Origin of the sequence: Pseudoalteromonas sp. RW-H-Ap-1 (assembly GCF_048318575.1) — a bacterium.
Lineage (GTDB): Bacteria > Pseudomonadota > Gammaproteobacteria > Enterobacterales > Alteromonadaceae > Pseudoalteromonas.
Genome location: NZ_CP166997.1, coordinates 303,596 through 325,807, shown reverse-complemented (window position 1 = coordinate 325,807; position 22,212 = coordinate 303,596). Strand labels below are relative to the sequence as shown.

Annotated in this window: 19 protein-coding genes; 5 read left to right on the top strand and 14 right to left on the bottom strand. The window is 40.5% G+C overall.

Going from position 1 to position 22,212, the window contains the following annotated elements; translation table 11 throughout:
• Positions 1-3 precede the first annotated feature (3 nt).
• Together AB8618_RS17915 and AB8618_RS17910 are read right to left on the bottom strand one after the other, a co-directional pair.
• Positions 4-2,223: a deaminase gene (locus AB8618_RS17915; RefSeq protein WP_409426081.1), complete on the bottom strand. Its 2,220-nt coding sequence runs from the start codon at positions 2,221-2,223 to the stop codon at positions 4-6.
• A 33-nt stretch (positions 2,224-2,256) separates the two neighbouring features.
• Positions 2,257-2,844 carry a class I SAM-dependent methyltransferase gene (locus tag AB8618_RS17910; RefSeq protein WP_413403452.1) on the bottom strand — a complete coding sequence of 196 codons (588 nt, stop codon included), beginning with the start codon at positions 2,842-2,844 and terminating at the stop codon, positions 2,257-2,259.
• Positions 2,845-3,295: 451 nt separating this feature from the next.
• Between AB8618_RS17910 and AB8618_RS17905 the strand changes: the two genes are divergently transcribed.
• Complete coding sequence (locus tag AB8618_RS17905) at positions 3,296-4,030, top strand: substrate-binding periplasmic protein (protein ID WP_409426079.1); 735 nt, start codon at positions 3,296-3,298, stop codon at positions 4,028-4,030.
• Between the two features lie 143 nt (positions 4,031-4,173).
• Complete coding sequence (locus AB8618_RS17900) at positions 4,174-5,775, top strand: ABC-F family ATPase (RefSeq protein ID WP_413403449.1); 1,602 nt, start codon at positions 4,174-4,176, stop codon at positions 5,773-5,775.
• A 952-nt stretch (positions 5,776-6,727) separates the two neighbouring features.
• Here AB8618_RS17900 and katG read toward each other — a convergent pair.
• A complete protein-coding gene (katG, locus tag AB8618_RS17895; protein WP_413403447.1) occupies positions 6,728-8,908 on the bottom strand; it encodes a catalase/peroxidase HPI in 2,181 nt (726 codons plus the stop codon).
• A 636-nt stretch (positions 8,909-9,544) separates the two neighbouring features.
• On the opposite strand from katG, the gene AB8618_RS17890 reads away from it, so the two are divergent.
• A complete protein-coding gene (locus AB8618_RS17890; RefSeq protein ID WP_138606994.1) occupies positions 9,545-10,426 on the top strand; it encodes a tetratricopeptide repeat protein in 882 nt (293 codons plus the stop codon).
• On the opposite strand, the gene AB8618_RS17885 is transcribed toward AB8618_RS17890, so the two are convergent.
• The 5 genes from AB8618_RS17885 to AB8618_RS17865 form a co-directional block, all read right to left on the bottom strand.
• On the bottom strand, positions 10,423-10,743 hold the full coding sequence (locus tag AB8618_RS17885) for a hypothetical protein (protein ID WP_008112665.1): 321 nt from the start codon (positions 10,741-10,743) through the stop codon (positions 10,423-10,425). The two genes, AB8618_RS17890 and AB8618_RS17885, sit on opposite strands and share 4 nt — an antisense overlap.
• Positions 10,744-10,752: 9 nt before the next feature.
• Complete coding sequence (locus AB8618_RS17880) at positions 10,753-11,454, bottom strand: nuclear transport factor 2 family protein (RefSeq protein ID WP_178957019.1); 702 nt, start codon at positions 11,452-11,454, stop codon at positions 10,753-10,755.
• 90 nt (positions 11,455-11,544) lie between these two features.
• Positions 11,545-12,288, bottom strand: coding sequence for a ferredoxin--NADP reductase (locus AB8618_RS17875; RefSeq protein ID WP_409426073.1), 744 nt, complete (start codon positions 12,286-12,288; stop codon positions 11,545-11,547).
• A 905-nt stretch (positions 12,289-13,193) separates the two neighbouring features.
• Complete coding sequence (gene deoD / locus AB8618_RS17870; RefSeq protein ID WP_008110728.1) at positions 13,194-13,895, bottom strand: purine-nucleoside phosphorylase; 702 nt, start codon at positions 13,893-13,895, stop codon at positions 13,194-13,196.
• A gap of 66 nt (positions 13,896-13,961) precedes the next feature.
• Positions 13,962-15,179, bottom strand: coding sequence for a phosphopentomutase (locus AB8618_RS17865; RefSeq protein ID WP_138609256.1), 1,218 nt, complete (start codon positions 15,177-15,179; stop codon positions 13,962-13,964).
• Positions 15,180-15,371: 192 nt separating this feature from the next.
• Here AB8618_RS17865 and udk point away from each other — a divergent pair, with 192 nt between their 5' ends.
• Together udk and AB8618_RS17855 are read left to right on the top strand one after the other, a co-directional pair.
• Entirely contained in the window at positions 15,372-16,001 is a 630-nt protein-coding gene (udk, locus tag AB8618_RS17860) for a uridine kinase (RefSeq protein WP_008110733.1), read from the top strand.
• 17 nt (positions 16,002-16,018) lie between these two features.
• Positions 16,019-17,245 carry a NupC/NupG family nucleoside CNT transporter gene (locus tag AB8618_RS17855; protein WP_138609254.1) on the top strand — a complete coding sequence of 409 codons (1,227 nt, stop codon included), beginning with the start codon at positions 16,019-16,021 and terminating at the stop codon, positions 17,243-17,245.
• Between the two features lie 392 nt (positions 17,246-17,637).
• Here AB8618_RS17855 and AB8618_RS17850 read toward each other — a convergent pair whose 3' ends face one another.
• From AB8618_RS17850 to AB8618_RS17825, 6 genes are all read right to left on the bottom strand, one after another.
• Complete coding sequence (locus AB8618_RS17850) at positions 17,638-18,363, bottom strand: substrate-binding periplasmic protein (RefSeq protein ID WP_232735485.1); 726 nt, start codon at positions 18,361-18,363, stop codon at positions 17,638-17,640.
• A gap of 236 nt (positions 18,364-18,599) precedes the next feature.
• Positions 18,600-18,809, bottom strand: a complete 210-nt coding sequence (locus AB8618_RS17845) for a cold-shock protein (RefSeq protein ID WP_008467029.1) — start codon at positions 18,807-18,809, stop codon at positions 18,600-18,602.
• Between the two features lie 261 nt (positions 18,810-19,070).
• Positions 19,071-19,784 (bottom strand): hypothetical protein, encoded by a 714-nt coding sequence (locus AB8618_RS17840; RefSeq protein ID WP_138609250.1) that lies wholly within the window; start codon positions 19,782-19,784, stop codon positions 19,071-19,073.
• Positions 19,781-20,521: an iron transporter gene (locus AB8618_RS17835; RefSeq protein ID WP_409426071.1), complete on the bottom strand. Its 741-nt coding sequence runs from the start codon at positions 20,519-20,521 to the stop codon at positions 19,781-19,783. Before AB8618_RS17835 ends, AB8618_RS17840 begins: the two co-directional genes overlap by 4 nt.
• Positions 20,508-20,861: a cupredoxin domain-containing protein gene (locus tag AB8618_RS17830; protein ID WP_010388691.1), complete on the bottom strand. Its 354-nt coding sequence runs from the start codon at positions 20,859-20,861 to the stop codon at positions 20,508-20,510. The genes AB8618_RS17835 and AB8618_RS17830 overlap by 14 nt, the downstream gene beginning before the upstream one ends.
• Positions 20,854-22,155 (bottom strand): ATP-binding protein, encoded by a 1,302-nt coding sequence (locus AB8618_RS17825; protein WP_409426070.1) that lies wholly within the window; start codon positions 22,153-22,155, stop codon positions 20,854-20,856. The genes AB8618_RS17830 and AB8618_RS17825 overlap by 8 nt, the downstream gene beginning before the upstream one ends.
• Positions 22,156-22,212 lie beyond the last annotated feature (57 nt).

Here is a 22,212-nt window from a genome sequence, read left to right as displayed (position 1 = left end):
GCCTCAAACTATCACCTTAATGTTTTTAGCTTGCGGTTTACCATCAACACTAGTGCATGACTCAAACGAAACTTCAATACCAACTTTTAGCTTATCTTTAGAGCACGTTGAAACCTGCTCAAATCTAAAATAATAATCAATAGGTTGATTACTTTTAATGTGGCCAAAGTTCTTACCTTCATTTAAAAACTTAATAGTGGAAGTTTTAACTTTTGAATCACTATAGGTACTGACTTTTTCGTCTATTTCTTGCTCTGGTATTTTTAAAATTTTATCTGCAAAAGTTACGCTTTCACCTTTTAGTGGAACAAAGCTAACAAGCTCATTATCTTTGGGTATATAATTTTTATCTTCAATATTTTGCTCGTTGAAAGGAAAGTCCTTACCTGTTTCAGAAACTATATATCCATATGAATTTTTCTGATTCCAAAACTTAATTCTAGAGGTTTGTCGGTTTTCATTTCTCAGCTTATATTTTGTATGGAAGGACTTGAGTACATTATCTCGTATTTCACTAAAGCTCTGCTTTAACTTTTCTTCTAACTGCCTCATAAACTCGTTTTCAAAAAATTCGTTATGAGATGAAGTAATAGGTATACGTGGTACTGAAATTGCCCCTCTGTCTAGTTGAATAGCTTGAGAGCCACTCTTTCGCTTTATTTTCCTACCACTCCCCATGTTCATAGAGAATAAATCTACATAGCGACTTGGTCCCACTCCTGAGTAAGGCTCAAATACAAGCTTTAGCTTATTTTTAATAACATTATCGTTGACAATTGCCGATGATTTATTGGAAGTTTCATTGCGCTTAACATTAATATCTAAATAGGCTTCAGTAATATTATTAATTGCTTCCTGTTTGTTTTCCTCATCCAAAGCGATTGTGAGTTTTTCTGGATCAAAGATTGAATCATCATGAGAGTCCGCAGCCCTACTTTTTGGATAAGGTTCTATATATTGAACCTTATCTATTCCTGCTGCTACTAAGTGTTTTGCACAATTGTGACATGGGTATGTAGTGCAGAACATATGCATGCCTTTCACTCCAGTACCATTTCTAGCAGCGCTCATTAATGCCGACATTTCAGCATGCACTACTCGGCCATACTCAGTAATATCTTTTAAAGTTGATTTTTGGAGTATTAACTCTGCTTCAGCTCTGTTACTTTCAGAAATTAGAGCTTTATCGACAAATAATTGTATTAATTCATCTGTTAACTTATCTTTAACTACTGCATTAGTATCATAGCCTATAACATAGTCCCTTTGGTCAACAGATTGTTTTAATTTGGCTTCATCCTCTGCTGTATTAGCAATATATAAATTGTCTGCCCAATATTGTCCGCCGCCAGACTTAGGGACTTCATTGGCACCTAAAGCTATAACATCATTAAGCTCATTAACTATAGCACTACCAACTTGACGAGAAAGGTCACCAGATCTTAAAGCACTAGTATAGGCAAGGAACATACTATGTTCGGACTGGGTTGGAGTAACAATAGGCGCGCCAAAAATCAAATCAACATAGCGCTCAATAGATTGGCTTAATAATTCATCCAATCCTTGAATATTACATTTAAAACTTTCTGAATTTAGGTTGATAAAAAAATCAGAGAGAAGATAGGTTTTACCTAAATCATTCGAAACATCAATACATTTACCATCGATTTCAATAGTCTCTTTAAGCTGACTATAGTCATCATAAATATACTTAGCTGCTTGTGTTAAGGCTTCACTATCTGAATAACCTTCAAGTTTAAACTGTTCTTTTTTCAAATTAACCCGGTCTAATAAAGGCCCTGTAATCCCTATAGTAAACAATGAGTCTTTGTAAACTGCTTTTAACGCATTAAGCTCTTTTGGGTGCGTAACATTATCAATTATATAAACCGTATACTTTTCATTATCATTTCTGAGCTCCTGCACTCTTTTAATTATAAGTGAGCTAATTAAATCATGTGGTTCATACAGTTTCGGGGCATCTTCATTTACTTCATTTAGGACTAGTTCTCTGAGACCGGATAAATACCTGCTCTCTATATCAACTCTATTTTGAATGTTTAAGCTCTGTTCAACTTGTGAAGTTGAGTTGATGTCTAGTAGGTTAACTCTTTTTATTTTATAACCATAATTACCCACCGAGGCTTCCAGTTTTTGGATAATTTTTTCTACGCTTATTCCTCTTGGTGCGACTAGGGCGATGAATATTTCATAATTGGTCATTTTAGTTCCTTTAATTATTATTAATATATTTGATTACAGATCAATCAACGCATTTAGCCACACTTCACTTTCGCGCTCTGGTCGTTGGTCAACCGTTTGCCATTGCTTTATTATTTTAAGCTCAGTGTGATGCGTAATTAGCGCGGTTAGGCCATCTTCATTTAAATCGGTAAATTCACGGCCATTATGCACGCGTTCTTGCGTGCCATATTTAAACGACACATACAAAACACCGTTTGGCTTTAGGGCATTTTGCAGCTTTAAAAACACCTGTGGCAACTCTACTTTTGGCACGTGCAATAAGCTGGCACAACACCAAATGCCATCGTACATATTGGTACAATTAAACTGCTGAAAGGTTTTAACCTCTACGGCTTGTTGTAAGTAATTACTGGCTAACTTTGCAATGTTTTCGCTTGCATCAAACGCGCTAACAGTAAAACCTTGCTGTTTAAAATACATGGCATCGCGGGCACTGCCACAGCCTGCATCTAAAATATGACCGTGTTTAGGGATAAGCGGTAAAAATTCAGCGTAAAGCGCCGACATATCAACATTAAGCGTTGAGTCGCTAAAAGCTTGTGCATGTTGATTGTAGTAATTGAGTGTTTTAGTGGGCACTAAATTCACCGCTCCTTGGTTTATTTATTAATCTGGCATTCATTTATAACTAATCTACAGGATCATAATTAATAAATACAGAGATAAGAGCAACATTACGCCCTAAGTAGTATGTTTTCATTACAAAAAAGCATTGTTTAACTGTACTAAACTCATGCTGTTTACACTTTTACCCAATTTTTCTACACCATTGAAAGTATTAAAGTTATATAAAACATGGCTGTTATTTACCCTGCAGTATAACGGCTTGAATAAACGCTTATTCAAGCCGTTATAAGCTTACCAAGCGTTTAAAAGTTAGTGTCGCCCCCTCAAGTCCCAGCTCTGTTTTTACTGAGCTACCTACGAACTAGTCATTTATTGCTGCACTGCGCGCCCTATATTTATTACAAACGGGATAAATCTGCCAGCTAGTGTATACTTAGCTGTAGTCATTTTTTAGAGTAATGAAATGCTAAAAATCGCTTTTGTAGTATTACTAGTAATTGGTAGTTTTAACGTATTAGCCTGTGCCAAAACACTTAAAGTAGGTACTAATGAACGCAACTGGCCGCCTTATGTGGTGGCAGTTAATAACAATTTAACAGGCGTTGAAATTGATGTGGTAAATACGATTTTTAACAGCTCACCTTTTTGTTTAAAGTTTATGTTGCTGCCTACTTCTGCTCGTGCTTTTGAAGAGTTAAAAGAAGGCCGTATTGATATTGTTTTTGCAGCCAGCATAACCCCTGATAGACAAAGTTATGCCTATTTTAGCGATACTTATCGCGATGAAATAATGCGCCTTTATAAATATAGCGACTCTCCTGATATAAATAACCTAAGCGATATTTTTTATAGAGATTTAACGCTCGCTATTGGCCGTGGTGGTTATTATGGCGCTGCATTTGCGCAATTTAAACAAGACCACCCCGCTCACGTTATTATGATGCCCACAGCCGATAAGCGCTTTGCTATGCTCAATAAAAACAGGGTAGATTACGCAATCGAAGACGAAGTAGCTGCACAATATTTTATAAACCAACATCCAAGCGTTGAGCCTGTTCCTAATATGGCGGCCATTAATAAGAGTTCGATTCATTTAATGTTGAGTAAAAAGTCTATTAACCAAGCAGAGTTACAAGCTATAAATGAGTTAATTAAGCAAAATAAAAGCAACATACACGCTATTTATCAGCTGTTATAGCTTTTAAGCTTTATTCTTTTACCTTTCATCTTTGGGCGTGGATCTGTATAATTCGCGGCCTATTATTTACTCTATCGCTTGTTTATTTATGCGGCACCTTGCTGCAGCTTAACCCTGCCATTAATTTTCTAGGATTACTTTTTTTGATCTCCACCGCAAATATTACGATGCAGTTTGGCGCAGAGCCGTTGTTTGAAAACATTTCAGCTAAATTTGGTAACGGTAACCGTTACGGTTTAATTGGCGCAAACGGCTGCGGCAAGTCGACATTTATGAAAATTTTAAGCGGTGCGCTTACGCCTAGTGCGGGTAATGTGTCTATTACGCCGGGGCTAAAGTTAGGTAACCTAAGCCAAGATCAGTTTGCGTTTGAACAATACAGTGTAGTTGATGCGGTAATTATGGGCGACGTTGAGCTTTGGAAAGTAAAACAAGAACGCGACCGTATTTACTCGTTGCCTGAAATGAGCGAAGAAGACGGCATGAAAGTGGCAGAGCTTGAAAGCATCTTTGCTGAAATGGACGGTTACACCGCAGAAAGCCGCGCAGAAGAAATACTACTTGATGCGGGTATCGATAAAGAATTTCATTATGGTTTAATGGCAAACGTAGCCCCTGGTTGGAAATTGCGTGTGCTGTTAGCACAGGCACTATTTGCTAACCCTGACATTTTGCTACTAGATGAGCCAACCAATAACTTAGATATTCATACTATTACGTGGCTTGCGAATGAGCTTAACCAACGTAAATGTACCATGATCATTATTTCCCATGACCGTCACTTTTTAAACTCGGTATGTACGCACATGGCCGATATTGATTACGGCGAGCTGCGTATTTACCCAGGTAACTACGAAAAGTACCTTGAAGCCTCTGGCTTGCAACGCGAACAGTTATTAGCTGAAAACGCGAAAAAAAGCGCTGAAATAGACGAGCTGCAAGACTTTGTTAACCGTTTTGGTGCTAACGCTTCTAAAGCGAAACAAGCCAGCTCGCGCGCTAAAAAAATGGACAAAATTAAACTTGATGAAGTTAAAGCATCGAGTCGAATGACTCCGTCGTTAAGCTTTGACGAGGGCAAAAAAATGTATCGCCAAGCGCTTGAGCTAACCAAACTTGGCCATGGGTTTGACGGTGAAACGTTATTTACCGGCGGCGACTTATTGCTAGAAGCGGGTGCAAAGCTTGCGGTAATTGGCGAAAACGGTGTAGGTAAAACCACTTTTTTACGCTGTTTAGTTAACGAGCTTGAAAGTTTACACGGTGAAGTTAAATGGTCAGAAAACGCGACCTTTGGTTACTGCCCACAAGACAGCAGCAAAGACTTTGATAACGATTTAACGTTATTTGATTGGATGTCGCAGTGGCGCACCGCTAAGCACAACGATTTAATGGTTCGTGGCATGTTAGGGCGTTTATTATTTACTGCTGACGACTCAAATAAGAAAGCCCGTAACTGTTCTGGTGGTGAGAAAAACCGTTTGTTATTCGGTAAGTTAATGATGCAAGACGTTAATGTACTGATAATGGATGAACCAACAAACCACATGGATATGGAAGCCATTGAAGCACTTAACAATGCGCTAAAAGATTTTAAAGGCACGCTTATTTTTGTAAGCCACGACCGTGAGTTTGTATCGTCACTAGCAACCCGTATTGTTGATATTAAAGACAAGCAAGTGATTGACTTTCAAGGTACCTTTGACGAATACCTAGCAAGCTGCGAAGAAAATAAAGTAGCTTAAGAGCTAGGTTAAAGGTTAAAGGTTAAAGGTTAAAGGTTAAAGAAATAGCCTAAACCATTTAAAAGCGGTGCTTATTTAAGCGCCGTTTTTTTGTGTCTGTATTTCGGGGTTCGGGGTTCGGGGTTCGGGGTTCGGGGTTCGGGGTTCGGGGTTCGGGGTTCGGGGTTCGGGGTTCGGGGTTCGGGGTTCGGGGTTCGGGGTTCGGGGTTCGGGGTTCGGGGTTCGGGGTTCGGGGTTCGGGGTTCGGGGTTCGGGGTTCGGGGTTCGGGGTTCGGGGTTCGGGGTTCGGGGTTCGGGGTTCGGGGTTCGGGGTTCGGGGTTCGGGGTTCGGGGTTCGGGGTTCGGGGTTCGGGGTTCGGGGTTCGGGGTTCGGGGTTCGGGGTTCGGGGTTCGGGGTTCGGGGTTCGGGGTTCGGGGTTCGGGGTTCGGGGTTCGGGGTTCGGGGTTCGCCAAAATTATGCTTGGTATTAATTAAAACGCAATTAGTAATTTATTTATAAAAAAGCAAAGAAAGGCTGTGTTTTTTTGCTCATTTGTACTCGCTCTTTGCTCTTTGTGCAAATAGATTTTAAGTGATTTATTCACCACAGAGATTATGAGACGCTGCGCTCTTAGAGGAGAAAAGCAACAAACAGGGTGTAGCAGCTATTGTATAGGCATTTGCATTTTACCCGCGCCTCGCAGCCCGCAGCTCGAAGCCCGTTGTCTTCTCATTTACTCTCATTCGCTTCTCTGTGTTCAAATAGCTTTTAATTAATTATGCACAAGGAGGGCTATGAGGCGCTGCGCTGAAAGAGTAGGTTAAAGGATAAAGGTTTCAGGTTTTAGCACTAGCTCGCGCCTCGCAGCCCGTTGCCCGTTGCTCGTTGCCCGTTACCCGAAGCTCGTAACCTTTAACCTTTAAGTAATAAAAAAGGAGCATTGCTGCTCCTTTTTTAAATATTACTCAGATTTATTTAATATCAAACCTATCGGCGTTCATTACTTTTACCCATGCGTTTATAAAGTCATGTACAAAACGGGTTTTGTTGTCGTCTTGCGCATAAAACTCTGCCAATGCACGGAGGATTGAGTTTGAACCAAACACTAAATCAACCCGCGTTGCCGTGTATTTAGTTTTACCGCTTGCACGGTCAACTATGTTGTACTCGCCTTTAGCTGCAGGTTCCCAGCGGTTGTTCATGTCGGTTAAATTAACAAAGAAATCGTTACTCAGTACGCCTACCTTATCAGTAAAAACGCCATGGTCACTATTGCCATAGTTAGTGCCCAGTACGCGCATACCACCAAGTAACACGCTCATTTCTGGTGCGGTTAAGCCCATTAATTGGCTGCGCTCCAGTAATAGCTCCTCGGCGGATACAGCGTAGTCTTTTTTCAACCAGTTTCTAAAGCCATCATGAATTGGCTCTAATGGCTCGAATGACACTGCGTCGGTCATATCATCAGTTGCATCGCCACGCCCTGGGGAAAATGGTACGGTTACATCAACCCCGGCCTTTTTAGCGGCTTGCTCTACTGCAGCGGTGCCGCCAAGTACAATTAAATCAGCCATACTAACAGGCTTAGTTAAGCTCGCTTGCAGTGTTTCAAGTGCGCTAAGTACCTTGGCTAAACGCGCAGGTTCGTTACCTTGCCAGTTATTTTGCGGAGCTAGGCGAATACGGGCGCCATTAGCACCACCACGGTGATCGGAGCCTCTATAAGTACGTGCACTGTCCCATGCGGTATTAATTAAGTCGGTTTCACTTAATCCACAATTAAGTAGCTTCGCTTTTAAGTCGGTTATTTCAGCGTCGCTTAGGGTGTAATCAACCGTTGGAATTGGATCTTGCCAGATTAAATCTTCGCTTGGTACATCGGCACCTAAATAGCGCGATTTTGGCCCTAAATCACGGTGGGTTAACTTAAACCATGCGCGAGCAAATACGTCAGTAAAGTACTCAAAATCGTCATTAAAACGCTCAATAATTTTACGATATGCGGGATCGAGCTTCATTGCCATGTCGGCATCGGTCATTATTGGGTTTAAACGAATTGATGAGTCTTCCACATCAACGGGTTTATCTTCTTCTTTAATATTAACCGGCTCCCACTGATGAGCACCGGCAGGGCTTTTTGTTAGCTCCCATTCGTAATTGAGTAGCAATTTACAATAGCCGTTATCCCATTTAGTTGGGTAGGTTGTCCATGCGCCCTCAATACCTGAGGTCATGGTATCGCGGCCAATGCCACGGGTTTTATGGTTATTCCAACCAAGGCCTTGCTCATGTACGTCGGCAGCTTCTGGCTCTGGGCCTAAGTTTTCTTCTTTACCATTACCGTGAGTTTTACCAACAGTGTGGCCACCAACGGTGAGTGCTGCGGTTTCTTCGTCGTTCATGGCCATGCGGGCAAAGGTTTCGCGGACTTGATCTGCGGTTTTAAGTGGATCGGGCTTGCCATTAACCCCTTCTGGGTTTACATAAATTAAGCCCATTTGTACTGCTGCTAATGGGTTTTCCATGGTATCGGGTTTATCAACCTGGGTATAACGCTCATCACTAGGCGCAAGCCATTCTTTTTCTGCGCCCCAGTAAACGTCTTTTTCTGGGTGCCAAATATCTTCTCGTCCGCCAGCAAAGCCAAAGGTTTTAAGTCCCATTGATTCATACGCCATATTACCGGCTAAAATCATCAGATCAGCCCATGAAAGCTTATTGCCGTATTTCTTTTTAATTGGCCACAGCAAACGGCGAGCTTTGTCGAGGTTAGCATTATCAGGCCATGAGTTAAGTGGAGCAAAACGTTGATTACCCGTACCGCCACCGCCTCGGCCATCCGCTAAACGGTATGAGCCCGCAACATGCCATGCCATACGGATCATCAGGCCACCATAGTGCCCCCAATCAGCTGGCCACCACGGTTGGCTTTGGGTCATTAAGTTTTTTAGGTCGGTTTTAAGCGCCTCTAAATCCAATGAGTTAAAAGCGTCGGCATAATTAAAGTCGTTATCGTAAGGGCTGGTTTTACTATCGTGCTGATGAAGAATGTCTAAATTCAGTGAGTTTGGCCACCAATCTGTATTGGTGTTTTCAGTTGTGGTATTACTGCCATGCATAACTGGGCATTTACCCGCTTTATGATTATCCATATTGAGCTCCTTTTTAAGTATAAATAAAAACGCCCATGCTTACCGCTTTTGGTATTCACCAATTGGGAGCGCTGTTATTTTTTTGCCATTATATTAATGACGTGTACGGTCTCTGCTTATTCAATATACGTGTAGACGCTTTGATACGCTAGCGCAAGGCGATGCTTTAAAACGATTACAATCATTTATAAATATGATGATGCTGCCAGCAAATGAATATTAAAACTTTTTATAAATTAGATGATCGTTATTAAAAATAGCCACGTAATGTATGCTGAAGGGTTTGAAAGTGACTTAGGTTATCTTAAGTGCACAGTGGAATACCCCCTTCGCCATGAAATTATAGTTATAAAAGGTGTATAAATTATTTATGCACCTTTATTTCTTCCCTATTTTTAACTATTTGAATTTAGTTAAGTAAAAATTCAGGTAGTGACACATACACTAGGCCCTATCTCCTATTGTTCCCTGAGATGTTGATGTAGTTTTTTCCAGCCCACCTTGGGCTGGTTTTTTTTGCCTATAATTACTCCCACCCAAGTTAATGCCAGCTTCCCTATACTCACCCTAGTACCAATGATGTGCGCATGTTAAAGTTAGCGAAGCGATTAATTAATTTTTTAACTAGGCATATCAATGCGTTTTTATTTTTTACTATTTATTGTTTTTATAGGTGCTTCATCTGCAGTGCAAGCTGCTGATAAAAACACCGCGACCTTGGATGAGCAACAGCAACGTGAATTAGCGCAGCTAAAAGAGCCAATGTATAAGCCATTACTTGAGCGTTATATTCTCGACGAATTAAAGTCGGTACGCCAAGATCAACAAAAACTGCGTGAAGACTTAACCAAACAGGTCACTCATGCTCAGTTAGATACCGCTGATAGGGCGCTAACTTACACAACCGACACGATTAACAATGTATTTTTTATTATCACCGCCACCGCTTCTATTTTAGTATTGGTAGGCTGGAATTCACTACGTGATGTAAAAAATAAAGTAGAAGATATAGTAAATACACGAGTTAGTGTTATTACTGACGAGTACGAAGACCGCTTGAAAATTTTAGAAGAAAAACTGCGAGTTCGCTCTGAAGAAATACTCAGTAACCAAGAACGTATATCGATCACCAACGAAGTTCATTCGTTATGGATGCGAGCCAACTTAGAAAGTGATATTGCCAATAAAATTGAAATATTCGATGAAATTTTAAAACGTAAACCAGAAGATGTAGAAGCCATAGCCTATAAAGCGGATGCGTTATTAGAGCTAAATGAGACTGAGCAAGCTATTGAGCTTTGTAATCAAGCTATTGATATAGATAGTGATTATGGTTATGCCTACTGGCAAAGAGCCTGTGCATATGCTTTAACCCATGAACATGCAGATGCCCTAGCTGATATAAAAATGTCGCTTGAGTACTCGCCTAACTTGCGAAACGAGCTACTTCACGAAAGTGCTTTTGCCAGCCTACATGATAACGAAAGCTTTAATGCTATTGTTTCAAATGAAGCCTAGCGTTTAAAGTATAAATCTATTGATTTAGAGAGCAGCTCGTCGAGCTGCTCTTCAAAATCTTCTATATCAATTTCAAAATGATTTAAGTACGCTTTAGCCTGCACCTGAGATAAATTGCGGTTTTTAACGCTATATTGGCGCTCATCTTTTTGCTTGTCGTATCGGGGTAAAAATAATAACTGCGCATAATAAGGCGATTTAATGTGCTTGTTCGCAAAGCGACAAAAATCTTCAATGTGGTCTACGCCATCAGGGCCTAAACAGCCTGGCTCTACTCGATACATTACGCGAATTTTTTTCTCGTCACTTAGCTGCATAATTAATAATTACCTAAAAAATAAAACTCTAACCACTTTACCATCTTTGATCTGATAACTTGAAATAAGCTCTGAACGTTTATCTATAACGTTCGCATCCGTTGAACAGGTTTCTGATAGCTCATGGTCTATTACAATGTCACCATGCACAATACGCTTAATTGGTGATGAGCGCAGACACTTAAGTTTTTTAAACATAATGCCATAACGCGCTATTAGTTTTTCTTTGCCTTTAAATAATAGCTCATTCGGGAAAATATAAAACTCAACATCTTCATCATACATGCGAATAAATTCTTCAATGTTACGCGCGTTGTAAGCGTTTACTAATTGCTCAACAACAGCCAGTGACTCGCGAGACTGTTTTGCTTTGGCTTGTTGCCTTGCTGTGAGTGCTTCTTTTGCTTGTGTTACTGCTTGCTCAGCTTGCGCAACAGCCTGTGCTTTATCAGCTTTACTATTAGGCTGCTGTGCGGGCTTTGTTGATTCACTGCCCAGTACTTGAGAGTCATCTGCTTTTACTTTCTCAACAACCGGCTTTTTTGGTGTATTAGCCTCTTGGCTTAATGTATCAAGCGCATCTTGTTGCTGCGGTGCGTTTTTTTGCTGTGTTTGTTTAGTCTCGTCCAGCTGTGTTGATTGCTCTATAGCATGACTATTTAACGTGAAAGCGGCCAATAAACAGGCACAAATAATAAATAAAGATTTCATGGATTTCCTAAGTACAAAGACTAAATGCAATTAAAGCGCAACATAGCAAATTTTAGGCCTCTGAGATAGTTATTATAACGTTATAACTCACTACCAATACTGCTCAACAGTGATATGCCCCGGCTCTTTTCGGCGATTACGCTTATAGTTTTGAGCCAATAATAATTCTGTGGTGTCTTTAACCATTTGCGGATTACCACACAACATAAATTGCGCGTTATTTGGTGTGGCGCATAATCCAACGTGCTCATATAAAGCGTTGTTTTCAATCACTGTGGTAATTCTACCAGCTAAGCCCTGTAAAGGCGCCTCACGGCTAACAACCGGAATATAGTTGAGTTGACTAGGGTATAATCTTTTTAGTTTGCCAATAAGCTCCTGATAGCTTAAATCGCTATTTTTCCGTACCCCATGCACTAAATTTATGTGTTGATATTTTTGCCATACTTCGCTGTGCTGTAGCATTGATAAAAATGGCCCAATTGCTGTGCCTGTACTCAGCATCCACAATTGCTCACTTGCTGGCACTTCATCTAGAGTAAAAAAACCAGTTGCTCGGCGCTCTATTAATACGGTGTCACCTGGTTTGAGAGTGGCTAAATGAGAGGATAGTAAACCATCAACCACGTTAATGAGGTAAAACTCTAAATCAGGACTTTGAGGGGCGTTAACATAAGAGTAGGCGCGAGCTATACGTTTATCACCGTCCATAATAGAAAGCTTTGTAAATTGCCCTGCTTTAAACGGCTCTACATCAGCGTGAACGGTTATGCTAAATAACGATTCATTCCACCATTTGACTGACTTTACTGTCGCATCAATCCAATTAGACATAGTTACTCCAGAGTTTAAGACGTTTTTCAGCTATCAGCTAAAACTTTAAAATTGTTCACTTTAAAGGCAAGCTTTATAACTTAAACATTAGCATTAAGTTATAAATACTGACAGGGAAATAAATGGGAACACAACGGGCTACGGTTTTCGAGTATCGAGCAACGAGCTAGTGCTAAAACCTGAGATCTTTAATCTACTCTTTCAGCGCAGCGTCTCTTTGCCCTCTTTGTGAATAATGACCTTGCGCGGCATAAAGCTCCGCCTACAGTAAATTTAGAAGTTAACCATATCAGTAGGCGGGAGTTTACCTCGCGCATTTGTGTTTAATATCCTAGACCTGACGCGATATAAAATCGCTGCTACGAAAGGCACTTACTGCTAAAAACAATTTTTCACCACAGAGGGTTCCGAGGCGCTTTGCGCTACACAGAGGTGGATTGGTATTTTTTAAGCATTTCTCTGTAAACTCAGTGTTCTCGATGGTAAATATTTTTTAATTAATGACCTTGCACGGCATAAAGCCCCGCCTAAAGTAAATTTAGAAGGTAACCATATCAGTAGGCGAAAGTTTACCTCGCGTATTTTAATCTGACATCTAAAGTCTAATTTCTTGTTTAAACACAGAGAAGTGAATGAGAGTAAATGAGAAAACAACGGGCTTCGAGTGACGAGCTGCGAGCTAGTGCTAAAACCTAGGAACATAAAGCTCGAAGCCCTTGGCCCGAAGCTCGCATCAAAATCTCAGGCATAAAAAAAGCCGCATAAAATGCGGCTTTGGGGGTTTAGTCTCACTTCACTTTGGGCGTGTCTCCAAAACTTAGTGAATACGTTACCAAGGAACTGTTATATTTAACCTGAACTCTGGATAGTAAATCTCTTAACCAAAGTTCAGGTTATTTAGTTAATTAAATTGACTCTAGGGCAATTTTAACCATTTCGTTGAACGTGGTTTGACGCTCATCGGCAGGTGTTGCTTCGCCGGTGATCACGTGATCGCTTACGGTAAATAAAGCCATTGCTTTTGCGCCATACTCTGCTGCTACGCCGTATAGGCCAGCTGTTTCCATATCTACAGCAAGTACACCTAATTTATCTAAGTCTTTATAGAAAGTGTCATCAGCTTGATAGAAAGTATCGGTAGTAAATACGTTACCTACTTTTGCATCAATGCCTAAATCTTTAGCCGCATTAACGCCGTTTAAAAGTAAATCAAAGTTAGCAATCGCTGCAAAGTCAGTACCACGAACGCGGGCACGGTTCACGTTAGAATCTGTGCTTGCACCTTGTGCAAAGATTACGTCGCGAATTTTAATATCGCTGCCAATACCACCACAGGTACCAATACGGATAATATTTTTAACGCCAAAACTAACAATAAGCTCACGAGCATAAATTGACATTGAAGGAATGCCCATGCCAGAACCCATAATGCTCACTGGCTTACCTTTGTAAGTTCCAGTAAAGCCGTACATGTTACGTACGCCAGTTACTTGCACTGCATCATCTAAAAAGTTTTCAGCAATATATTGTGCGCGTAGCGGATCGCCTGGCATTAATACTGTTTCGGCAAAATCACCTACGTTTGCACTGATATGCGGAGTACTCATTGATTGTTTTCCTTTTGTTTGGCTAAAAGCCCTATTACTTTAAAAATATAGTAGCGTATTTTTAAATTACTTAACTGTATTTAGCTTATCGACAAAGCCATCACCATACTCTAACGCTTTTAGGTTAAACCATTGCGCAAGTGTTTGACCGATATCAGCAAAGCTATTGCGCTCACCCAGTGGCGTGTTGTTCATTCCTGGCTGATAAGCAATAACTGGCACATACTCACGAGTGTGCTCTGACCCTGGAAAGGTAGGGTCACAGCCATGATCGGCGGTGATCATTAATAAATCATCTGGCTTTAATTGCTCTAAAATAGTTGGTAAGTAATCATCAAACTCTTTTAGCGCTTTAGCATAGCCAACAGGATTTCTGCGATGGCCAAACTTTTCATCAAAATCAACTAAATTGGTAAAAATCAAACTGTGATCCTGCGCAGTTGCCATCACTTCACTAGTTTTTTCTAGCAAGTTCATTAACCCTGGTGCTTTATGCTTTTGGGTAATGCCTTGGTGCGCATAAATATCTGAAATTTTACCAATACTAATTACTTCGCCACCGTCTTTTGCAAGTACATCAAGCAATGTTGGCGAAGGTGGTAATACTGAATAATCACGACGATTACCGGTTCTGGCAAAGTCTTGACTATTTGAACCCAAAAATGGCCGCGCAATCACTCGTCCTATATTCATTTCATCAAGCAGCGCCCGTGCGATTTCGCATACTTGATAAAGCTTCTCTAGGCCGAATGATTCTTCATGCGCGGCTATTTGAAACACACTGTCAGCTGAGGTGTAACAGATTGGTTTACCTGTTTTTACGTGCTCTTCACCTAGCTGCTCTAAAATGGTGGTTCCCGATGCATGGCAATTGCCTAAAATGCCCGGAATACCTGTACGAGCAATAAACTCGTCTACAAATTCTTGTGGGAAACTCGGTTGTGTTTTTGGGAAATATCCCCAATCAAATAACACCGGCACGCCAGCCATTTCCCAATGTCCCGATGGCGTGTCTTTTCCGCTTGAAAGCTCTTTTGCATAACCCCACGCGCCTTGTGGCTCATTGCGATCAGCAATTAAACAGGGTTCTTTACCAGCGGCTTCACATGCATCTACTAACCCTAATTTTGAAAGGTTAGGAAGCGAAAGCTTGCTGCCAGTTTCGTCATAATATGCCTTGAGTAAATGTGCGAATGTATTAGCACCTACATCACCGAATTTATCTGCATCGGGTGCTGCGCCAATTCCTAAACTATCCGCCATTAAGATAATTGCTCTTGCCATTGTGACCTCACATCTGTTCTAGGTGGTTACTTTATCCGCTCTTCGATTTTTCCGTACAGGACATAAGTCCTGTTTCATAAAACCTAAACATTATAAATTTGCACTCTTAAGCGAAGCAAAAGAGATTAATCGTGTCTTTTTTGCTATTGTGATCTACCAACAATATATCCTTCTGTGTGGGTGAGAACTTTAGTGACACGAACTATTATAGCTATTGCAGGCGCATCGGCGTCCGGCAAATCTCTATTTAGCCAAACAATATACAATGAATTGGTGAATGAGCTTGAACCAGGCGCTATCGCCATTATTGAAGAAGATGCTTATTACAAGGATCAATCGCATTTGCCGATGGCACACCGTACGCAAACGAATTACGACCATCCTGATGCATTTGAACACGAATTAATGCTTGAGCATTTAACACAACTTCGTAATGGCCACTCAGTTGAAGTACCAACTTATGATTATGCCCAACATACACGCAGCGATAAAACACGCCGTGTGGCTTCGGCTAAAATACTCATTGTAGAAGGTATTTTATTACTGAGCGATAAAGCACTTAATAAAGAATTTGATATTAAGGTGTTTATAGATACACCGCTAGATATTTGTTTAATGCGCCGAATGCAGCGCGACATGGAACAAAGAGGCAGAACATTACAATCTGTTGTTGAGCAATATCAAGCAACTGTTAGACCGATGTTTTATCAATTTATTGAGCCTTCAAAGCATAACGCTGATTTAGTTGTGACTCGAGGCGGTATGAATCGCGTTGCGATTGATATTATAAAAAGTAAAATAAAATACATTTTACAAGAATAACAACGGGAAACGTTTGTATGACAACATTTATGAGCTTAGTAGGCATGATGGTGCTACTAGGCATTGCCTTTGCGGCTTCAACTAACCGCAAAGCAATTAGTTTAAGAACCGTTGGTATAGCGTTTGCTATGCAAGTCGTTATTGGCGGTTTTGTTCTGTTTTTTGAAGCAGGCAAAAATGTATTAACAAGCATGTCAGCAGCTGTTTCATCGGTTATTGGTTATGCAAATGACGGTATTGGGTTTTTATTTGGTCCGCTAGCGTCGCAAGATACGCTTGGTTTTATATTCGCAATTCAAGTATTGCCGGTTATTGTGTTTTTCTCAGCGCTTGTAGCTGTTTTATATCACCTTGGCATTATGGATTGGATAATTAGAATTTTAGGCGGTGGTTTACAAAAGCTTTTGAAAACCTCGCGTACAGAATCGCTTTCAGCAACGGCCAATATTTTTGTGGGCCAAACTGAAGCACCGCTAATAGTTAAGCCATTTATAGCAACAATGACTAAGTCTGAATTGTTTGCAGTAATGGTAGGTGGTTTAGCCACTGTAGCAGGCTCTGTAATGGCCGGTTACGTAATTATTGGTGTAGACCTTAAGTATCTTATTGCGGCAAGCTTTATGGCGGCGCCAGGTGGTTTTTTAATGGCAAAAATGATTGTGCCAGAAACAGAAACTCCTAAAGATAACTTAGCAGATTTAGATTTAAGTGATGATGATAAACCAGTTAATGTAATTGATGCAGCAGCATCAGGCGCAGCTAACGGCATGCATCTAGCACTTAACGTAGGTGCAATGCTACTTGCCTTCGTGGCGTTAATTGCTCTACTAAACGGTTTATTAGGCGGCGTTGGTGGGTGGTTCGATTACCCAACATTGACGCTTCAAGAAATATTAGGCTATTTATTTGCTCCTGTTGCATGGTTACTCGGTGTACCGTGGGATGAAGCAATTATAGCCGGCAGCTTTATTGGTCAAAAGATAGTAGTAAACGAGTTTGTTGCTTACTTAGACTTTATAAATTATCGCGATACGTTAAGTGCTCACACGCAAGCAATTGTTACTTTTGCATTGTGTGGATTTGCTAACTTATCATCGATAGCCATTTTACTAGGTGGATTAGGCGGTATGGCGCCTAGTCGGCGAAAGGATATCGCACGCTTAGGGCTCAGAGCAGTGTTAGCAGGATCTATGGCTAACCTTATGAGCGCAGCAATTGCTGGGTTTTTCCTCTCGCTAGCTTAGAAACTTAAAGAGATGATCCATCTGTTGCAAAACAATAGGATAGCGCTTTAAGGGGTTAAAGCACTATCTGACTTGAACGATACTTCACCAAGGGCCGCAAGGCCCTTTTATCGTTTTTATAGCCTCTACTTTCTAAATCCTCAACAACTCGCCCCCCAAAATTATGCTTTGCTAAACCTTCATTCACGCACTCCTTACGCCATAAAAAGCCATCATTGCACTCACTAAAAAATATGAACAACTGTGTAACTGCAGAAGCATTTAATTGTCAGCCCTTTACAAAAGGCGCTTAAGAGTGCGAAGTTAACAAGGATGAATGGCTGTGAAGAGGTAATATAGGCATTATTAAGCGGGAACTTTTTGAGCTTTTCTGCGCTTGGCCGACCTAAGCTTTAATTTTTTACATAACGGTTAATGTAAGGTTCATAGCCAGACTCTGCTTTAAGTTGCTTTAGAGCTTGATTAAAACGTTCTACGATCACAGGTGAAGCGGCTTTATTAAAACCAATATGATTGCCTTTAAGTTCATCTACATGAATTTGTTCGAGCTTTACTAAATCATCTCTAGAGTATCCAAACGGCTCAGTTTGATGGTCAATGGTAAAGTTAGATCCAATAATTAAATCGATGCGTTTTTTAAAAAACAGTCGCATAAACGAGTCAGTGTCGCTAAATAGCAATAAGTTTTTATCAGCTACAAACCCAAGTCGGCGCACCAGCATTTCATAAATATCACCACGCACTATGCCTAACGAATAGTTTTTAGCTTGGGTGATATCGTCCATCACAATATGTTCGCTGGTTTTTAATTTATAAAAATAGGTTTGATTTGACACCAAGGGTCCAACCCATTGAAAAAGAGGTTCTCGCTCTTGCGTTTTTGCCAAAGAAATAATGGCTGACTGTGGGTTATTTTGCACTAAGTGGTAAGCGCGCTTCCAGGGTAGCATAATAAACTCGCACTCTAGTGCGGCACGGACACAGGCATCTTTTACTATATCATGATTAATACCCGCCAATTGGCCAGCACTACTTTGAAAGTTATACGGAGGAAAACTTTCGGTATAAATAACCAGCTTAGGCTCAGCAGCCTGAATTTTTTGGCTAAATAACAGCACAAAAGCTAATAATATAAATTTATAGATACACACCCCCTGTGGTTTAAGTAATAACTTTAACCTAGAAAACTCGTAGAGACTATTAATTTATAACGCTGTTTGTAATGTTAAAATAGCAGATGACGTAAATAGCAATAAAATGACGAGAATGCTAAAGCGGTGGTGGGATGTTCTTAAATTTTGGGCACAAAAAAAGCGCCTTAAGCGCTTTTTTTCATTTTACTTAAAAAGTAAAATTATAGAGCTGTGATGTTATCAGCTTGAGGACCTTTTTGACCTTGTGAAAGAGTGAACTCTACACGTTGGCCTTCAGCTAAAGTTTTGAAACCTTCGCTTTTGATTGCTGAGAAATGTGCGAAAACGTCTGGACCGTTTTCTTGCTCGATGAAACCAAAACCTTTAGACTCGTTGAACCACTTAACTGTACCTGATACGATGTTAGACATAGTATTATTCCTGATATAAAAAATTAAATTGTGCCCTAATGGGCGGTGTAGCAAAAAATGAGATGGTACTTAAAAACTTCAGGACGGTACTACAAGTATTACTTATACAACAACGAAATGGAGATTTATAAATTATCATGCTTTCTTTCTAGCTGAGGCCTACTATATAGAGTTACAGGGGTAAGTCAACCCTTTATGTGATTTAATTAATAAAATAACCTTCGCAGCTCACTTTACATGTTAAGCACTTGTTTAAGCAGCTTAAAATTCAAATTCTAACGCCATTCTAAAGCTATGATTCTTCTCTGACTGGCTGATTTCAGTAATAAAACCGGCTTCCCACTTTAATTGTTTTTGTCCATCAAAGCGATGCAAGCCTATAAACCCAGGGCCAATACCCACAAAGTCTTCACCAAGATACACCTCAACCGCGGGCTGAAAAGCAGACAAGTATCGGTAGCGATACTGCGCTCTAAACTCGCTTTCCCATTCGTTCTCTATATCTTGCCCCCATTCGTATACTAAAAAAGCATTCATGGTGAGGCTTGCACGACCAAACTCTTTTTCAATTACAAAGCCGGTGGTTGCTTCGTATGCGTCGGCGTCATGCTGTTTTTCAAATTCAAATAATGCGCCCCAATCAGCCCATAACCGGCCTTGCTCTATTAACTGCCAACGAAGCTCCAATTCATACGCTTGCAAGCCAAAGTCACCGTTATCATCGCGCTCACCCACGATGTAGCCTTCCAATGCCATGGTGTCGTTTATTGCGCCGCCTAAGCCAACGCGCTGCGCTAAAATATTACCACTGTCGGTTTGATGCGACACAAGCCGCCATTCTAACTCGCGCTCAAACGGCAACACATACGGATGATAAACTTTATCTACTACTATGCCATCAGCATAAGCCAGCTTAGGTATTAATAAACAAAAACCAATTAATACAGTGGCTGCAAATAGGTTTATTGCTTTCATGATTTTTCCTTAGTGATTAATTTAGGAATAAAATAACAAACAGATAAAAATAACACGCTGCTCAACGCATAGCTTAAAACACTGGTTAAATTAGGCGTAGCCTCATAACCAATCAGAGCGCGCAATACTCGTCCAAACTCTGAGTTTTCGGTTAAAATGGCACGTAAATCCCATACGGTTACCGTTGTTGCTATCAAATCAATTTGGCTCGCCAAATCAAGCGCCACAACTAGTTTTGCCGCACTATTTAATGCTAACAATACCAATAAAGGGGTAAGTCCAAAGCGCTGTTTGATTGCACTCAATAAAAAATACAACAACACGCTAAAGCTGCTGCATATTCCCAAACCTAAAAAAGTGCCAATAAATAAACTTTGTGCCGCTTCGTTGTTTTGCCAAAAGCCAATCAGGTAAATAATGTAGTGACTTAAATAAAGTGTCATTACGCTGATAATCGCAATCATAAAAGCAGCTGTTGCTTGTTTAATGGCGTAGTACAGTGCACTAATAAAAATTAAAATACACAAACCAATTTGGGCATATTCTAAACCCTGATAGTCAAACAAGGGGCTAATTAACGGCGCACTTTTTACAAACAAAAATGAAAGCCCGATCCCTAAAATAAGCCCTCCCAGCAATTTCATTAAACTTTGCTTGGCTACAACTTGGAGTAAAATAAGTAAAATGGCCACCGGCAGTAACTGGTTTAGACTCATCACTAGACTAGTTATTAGCATTAGAGCGCTCCTTTTCAGTCACTATGACAGCACCACGTGCCGTATTGGGCGAAAACTCGCCAAAAAATTCATAACGCCCAGGTATTAACGGCCCGATATAAATAACGCTTTTGCGCTTAGGGTAAAGTACTTTCTCTCGATTGAGATCGAAACTGTCGAACTCTTCAGGCGTACTATCTTGGTTTTCGATTAACAAGCGTACCTTTTTATTAGCTGGCACGACGATTTCTGCGGGGTAAAACAAATGATCTTTAAGTACAATAAGATAGTCTTTACTGGCGGCGTTAAATGATAAAAATACACAACAATATAAGTAAGGCCTAATAAGTCGTTTAATCACATTTAGCTCCTGCAAAAACTACCTGTACTTTTAAGCCACCCAAATCACTATCCGTTAAGTGAATTTCAGCGCGATAAATAGCAATAATATGCTGCACTATTGCCATGCCCAAACCCGCACCTTGTTCACCCGAAGGGTGTTGGTCACCGCCAACACGATAAAAACGGTTAAATATCCGTTGTTTTTGATCGTCCGTCATACCTGGGCCACTGTCTTCTATTTGCCAAATACGCTGCTTGTGCATCTGCTTTAGCGTTATTTTTATTTGTCCATTGGCTGGTGCGTACTTTATGGCATTACTAAGTAGGTTTGAAATCAACGTCACTAAGGTAAATTCATCACCGTTAATGATAAAGTCATCTCCCTCAAGACTAATAGTGTGGTTTTTAGCCTCTATTTTTTCATACAACTGGCTAACACCTTCTTGCGTGATCGCTAATAATGACAGCTCCTTAAACTGTTTTTGCCACTGCTCTGGCTGAGTACGCCCTAATATTAGCATTTGCTCTACTATATTGGATAGTCGGTTAATACCTTGAGTCATGGCCTGTAATTCTTGGTTATCGCCTTGTTGAGCAGCCAAATTATGCACATTAATTTTTAAACTGCTCAGGGGAGTACGTAATTCATGTGCCGCATCAGAGGCAAAAAAACGCTCTCGTAAATAGGCGGTTTCTACGCGTTTAAATAAATCGTTTAAGCGGCTGATCACCGGTTTTATCTCTTCATCAGTCACCTGCCAATTGATCGCAGTAAAATCATTTGCTTGGCGCAGAGCTAACTGTTTTGATAAACGGGTTAATGGTGCCAGGGCATATTTAACAAAAAAGCTAATAAATAGCGCAAGCAAAGGAACCGCCCAAAGCATAGGCAACATGGCTGATAAAATCACTGCCTCGGCAAGTTCAAACCGCTTAGCAATCGGCTCGGCAACAATCACGGTGCGTAAAGAAGTGACAAAAACGAATACCCGCATTCGCTGCCCTGCAATATTAAGCGTTTGAAAACCCGCTTGATACTGGCTCAAATCAAGATTTAATTCGTCAGAGCCACTAAGGAGCTCACCAGCTTGCCAAATTTGATACAGTAACTGGGCGCTTTCTTGCATTTTTGGCGCCATGGCGTTTATAGATAAAGGCTGTTGCATCAACACTCCAGCGACTACTTTTAGCTCACTATCGAGTAATTGCTCACCATGGCTCATACTTTTTTGGTAGCCTTTGACTAAAGCTAAAAAGCACGTTAACACCATCATTGATAGTAAAATAAGAGTTAAACGCTTACGAATTGACATAGAGTATGGTTACCTTAGTAAATTCAAGTTTGTGCAATCTAGGGGCGTTTTAATCAC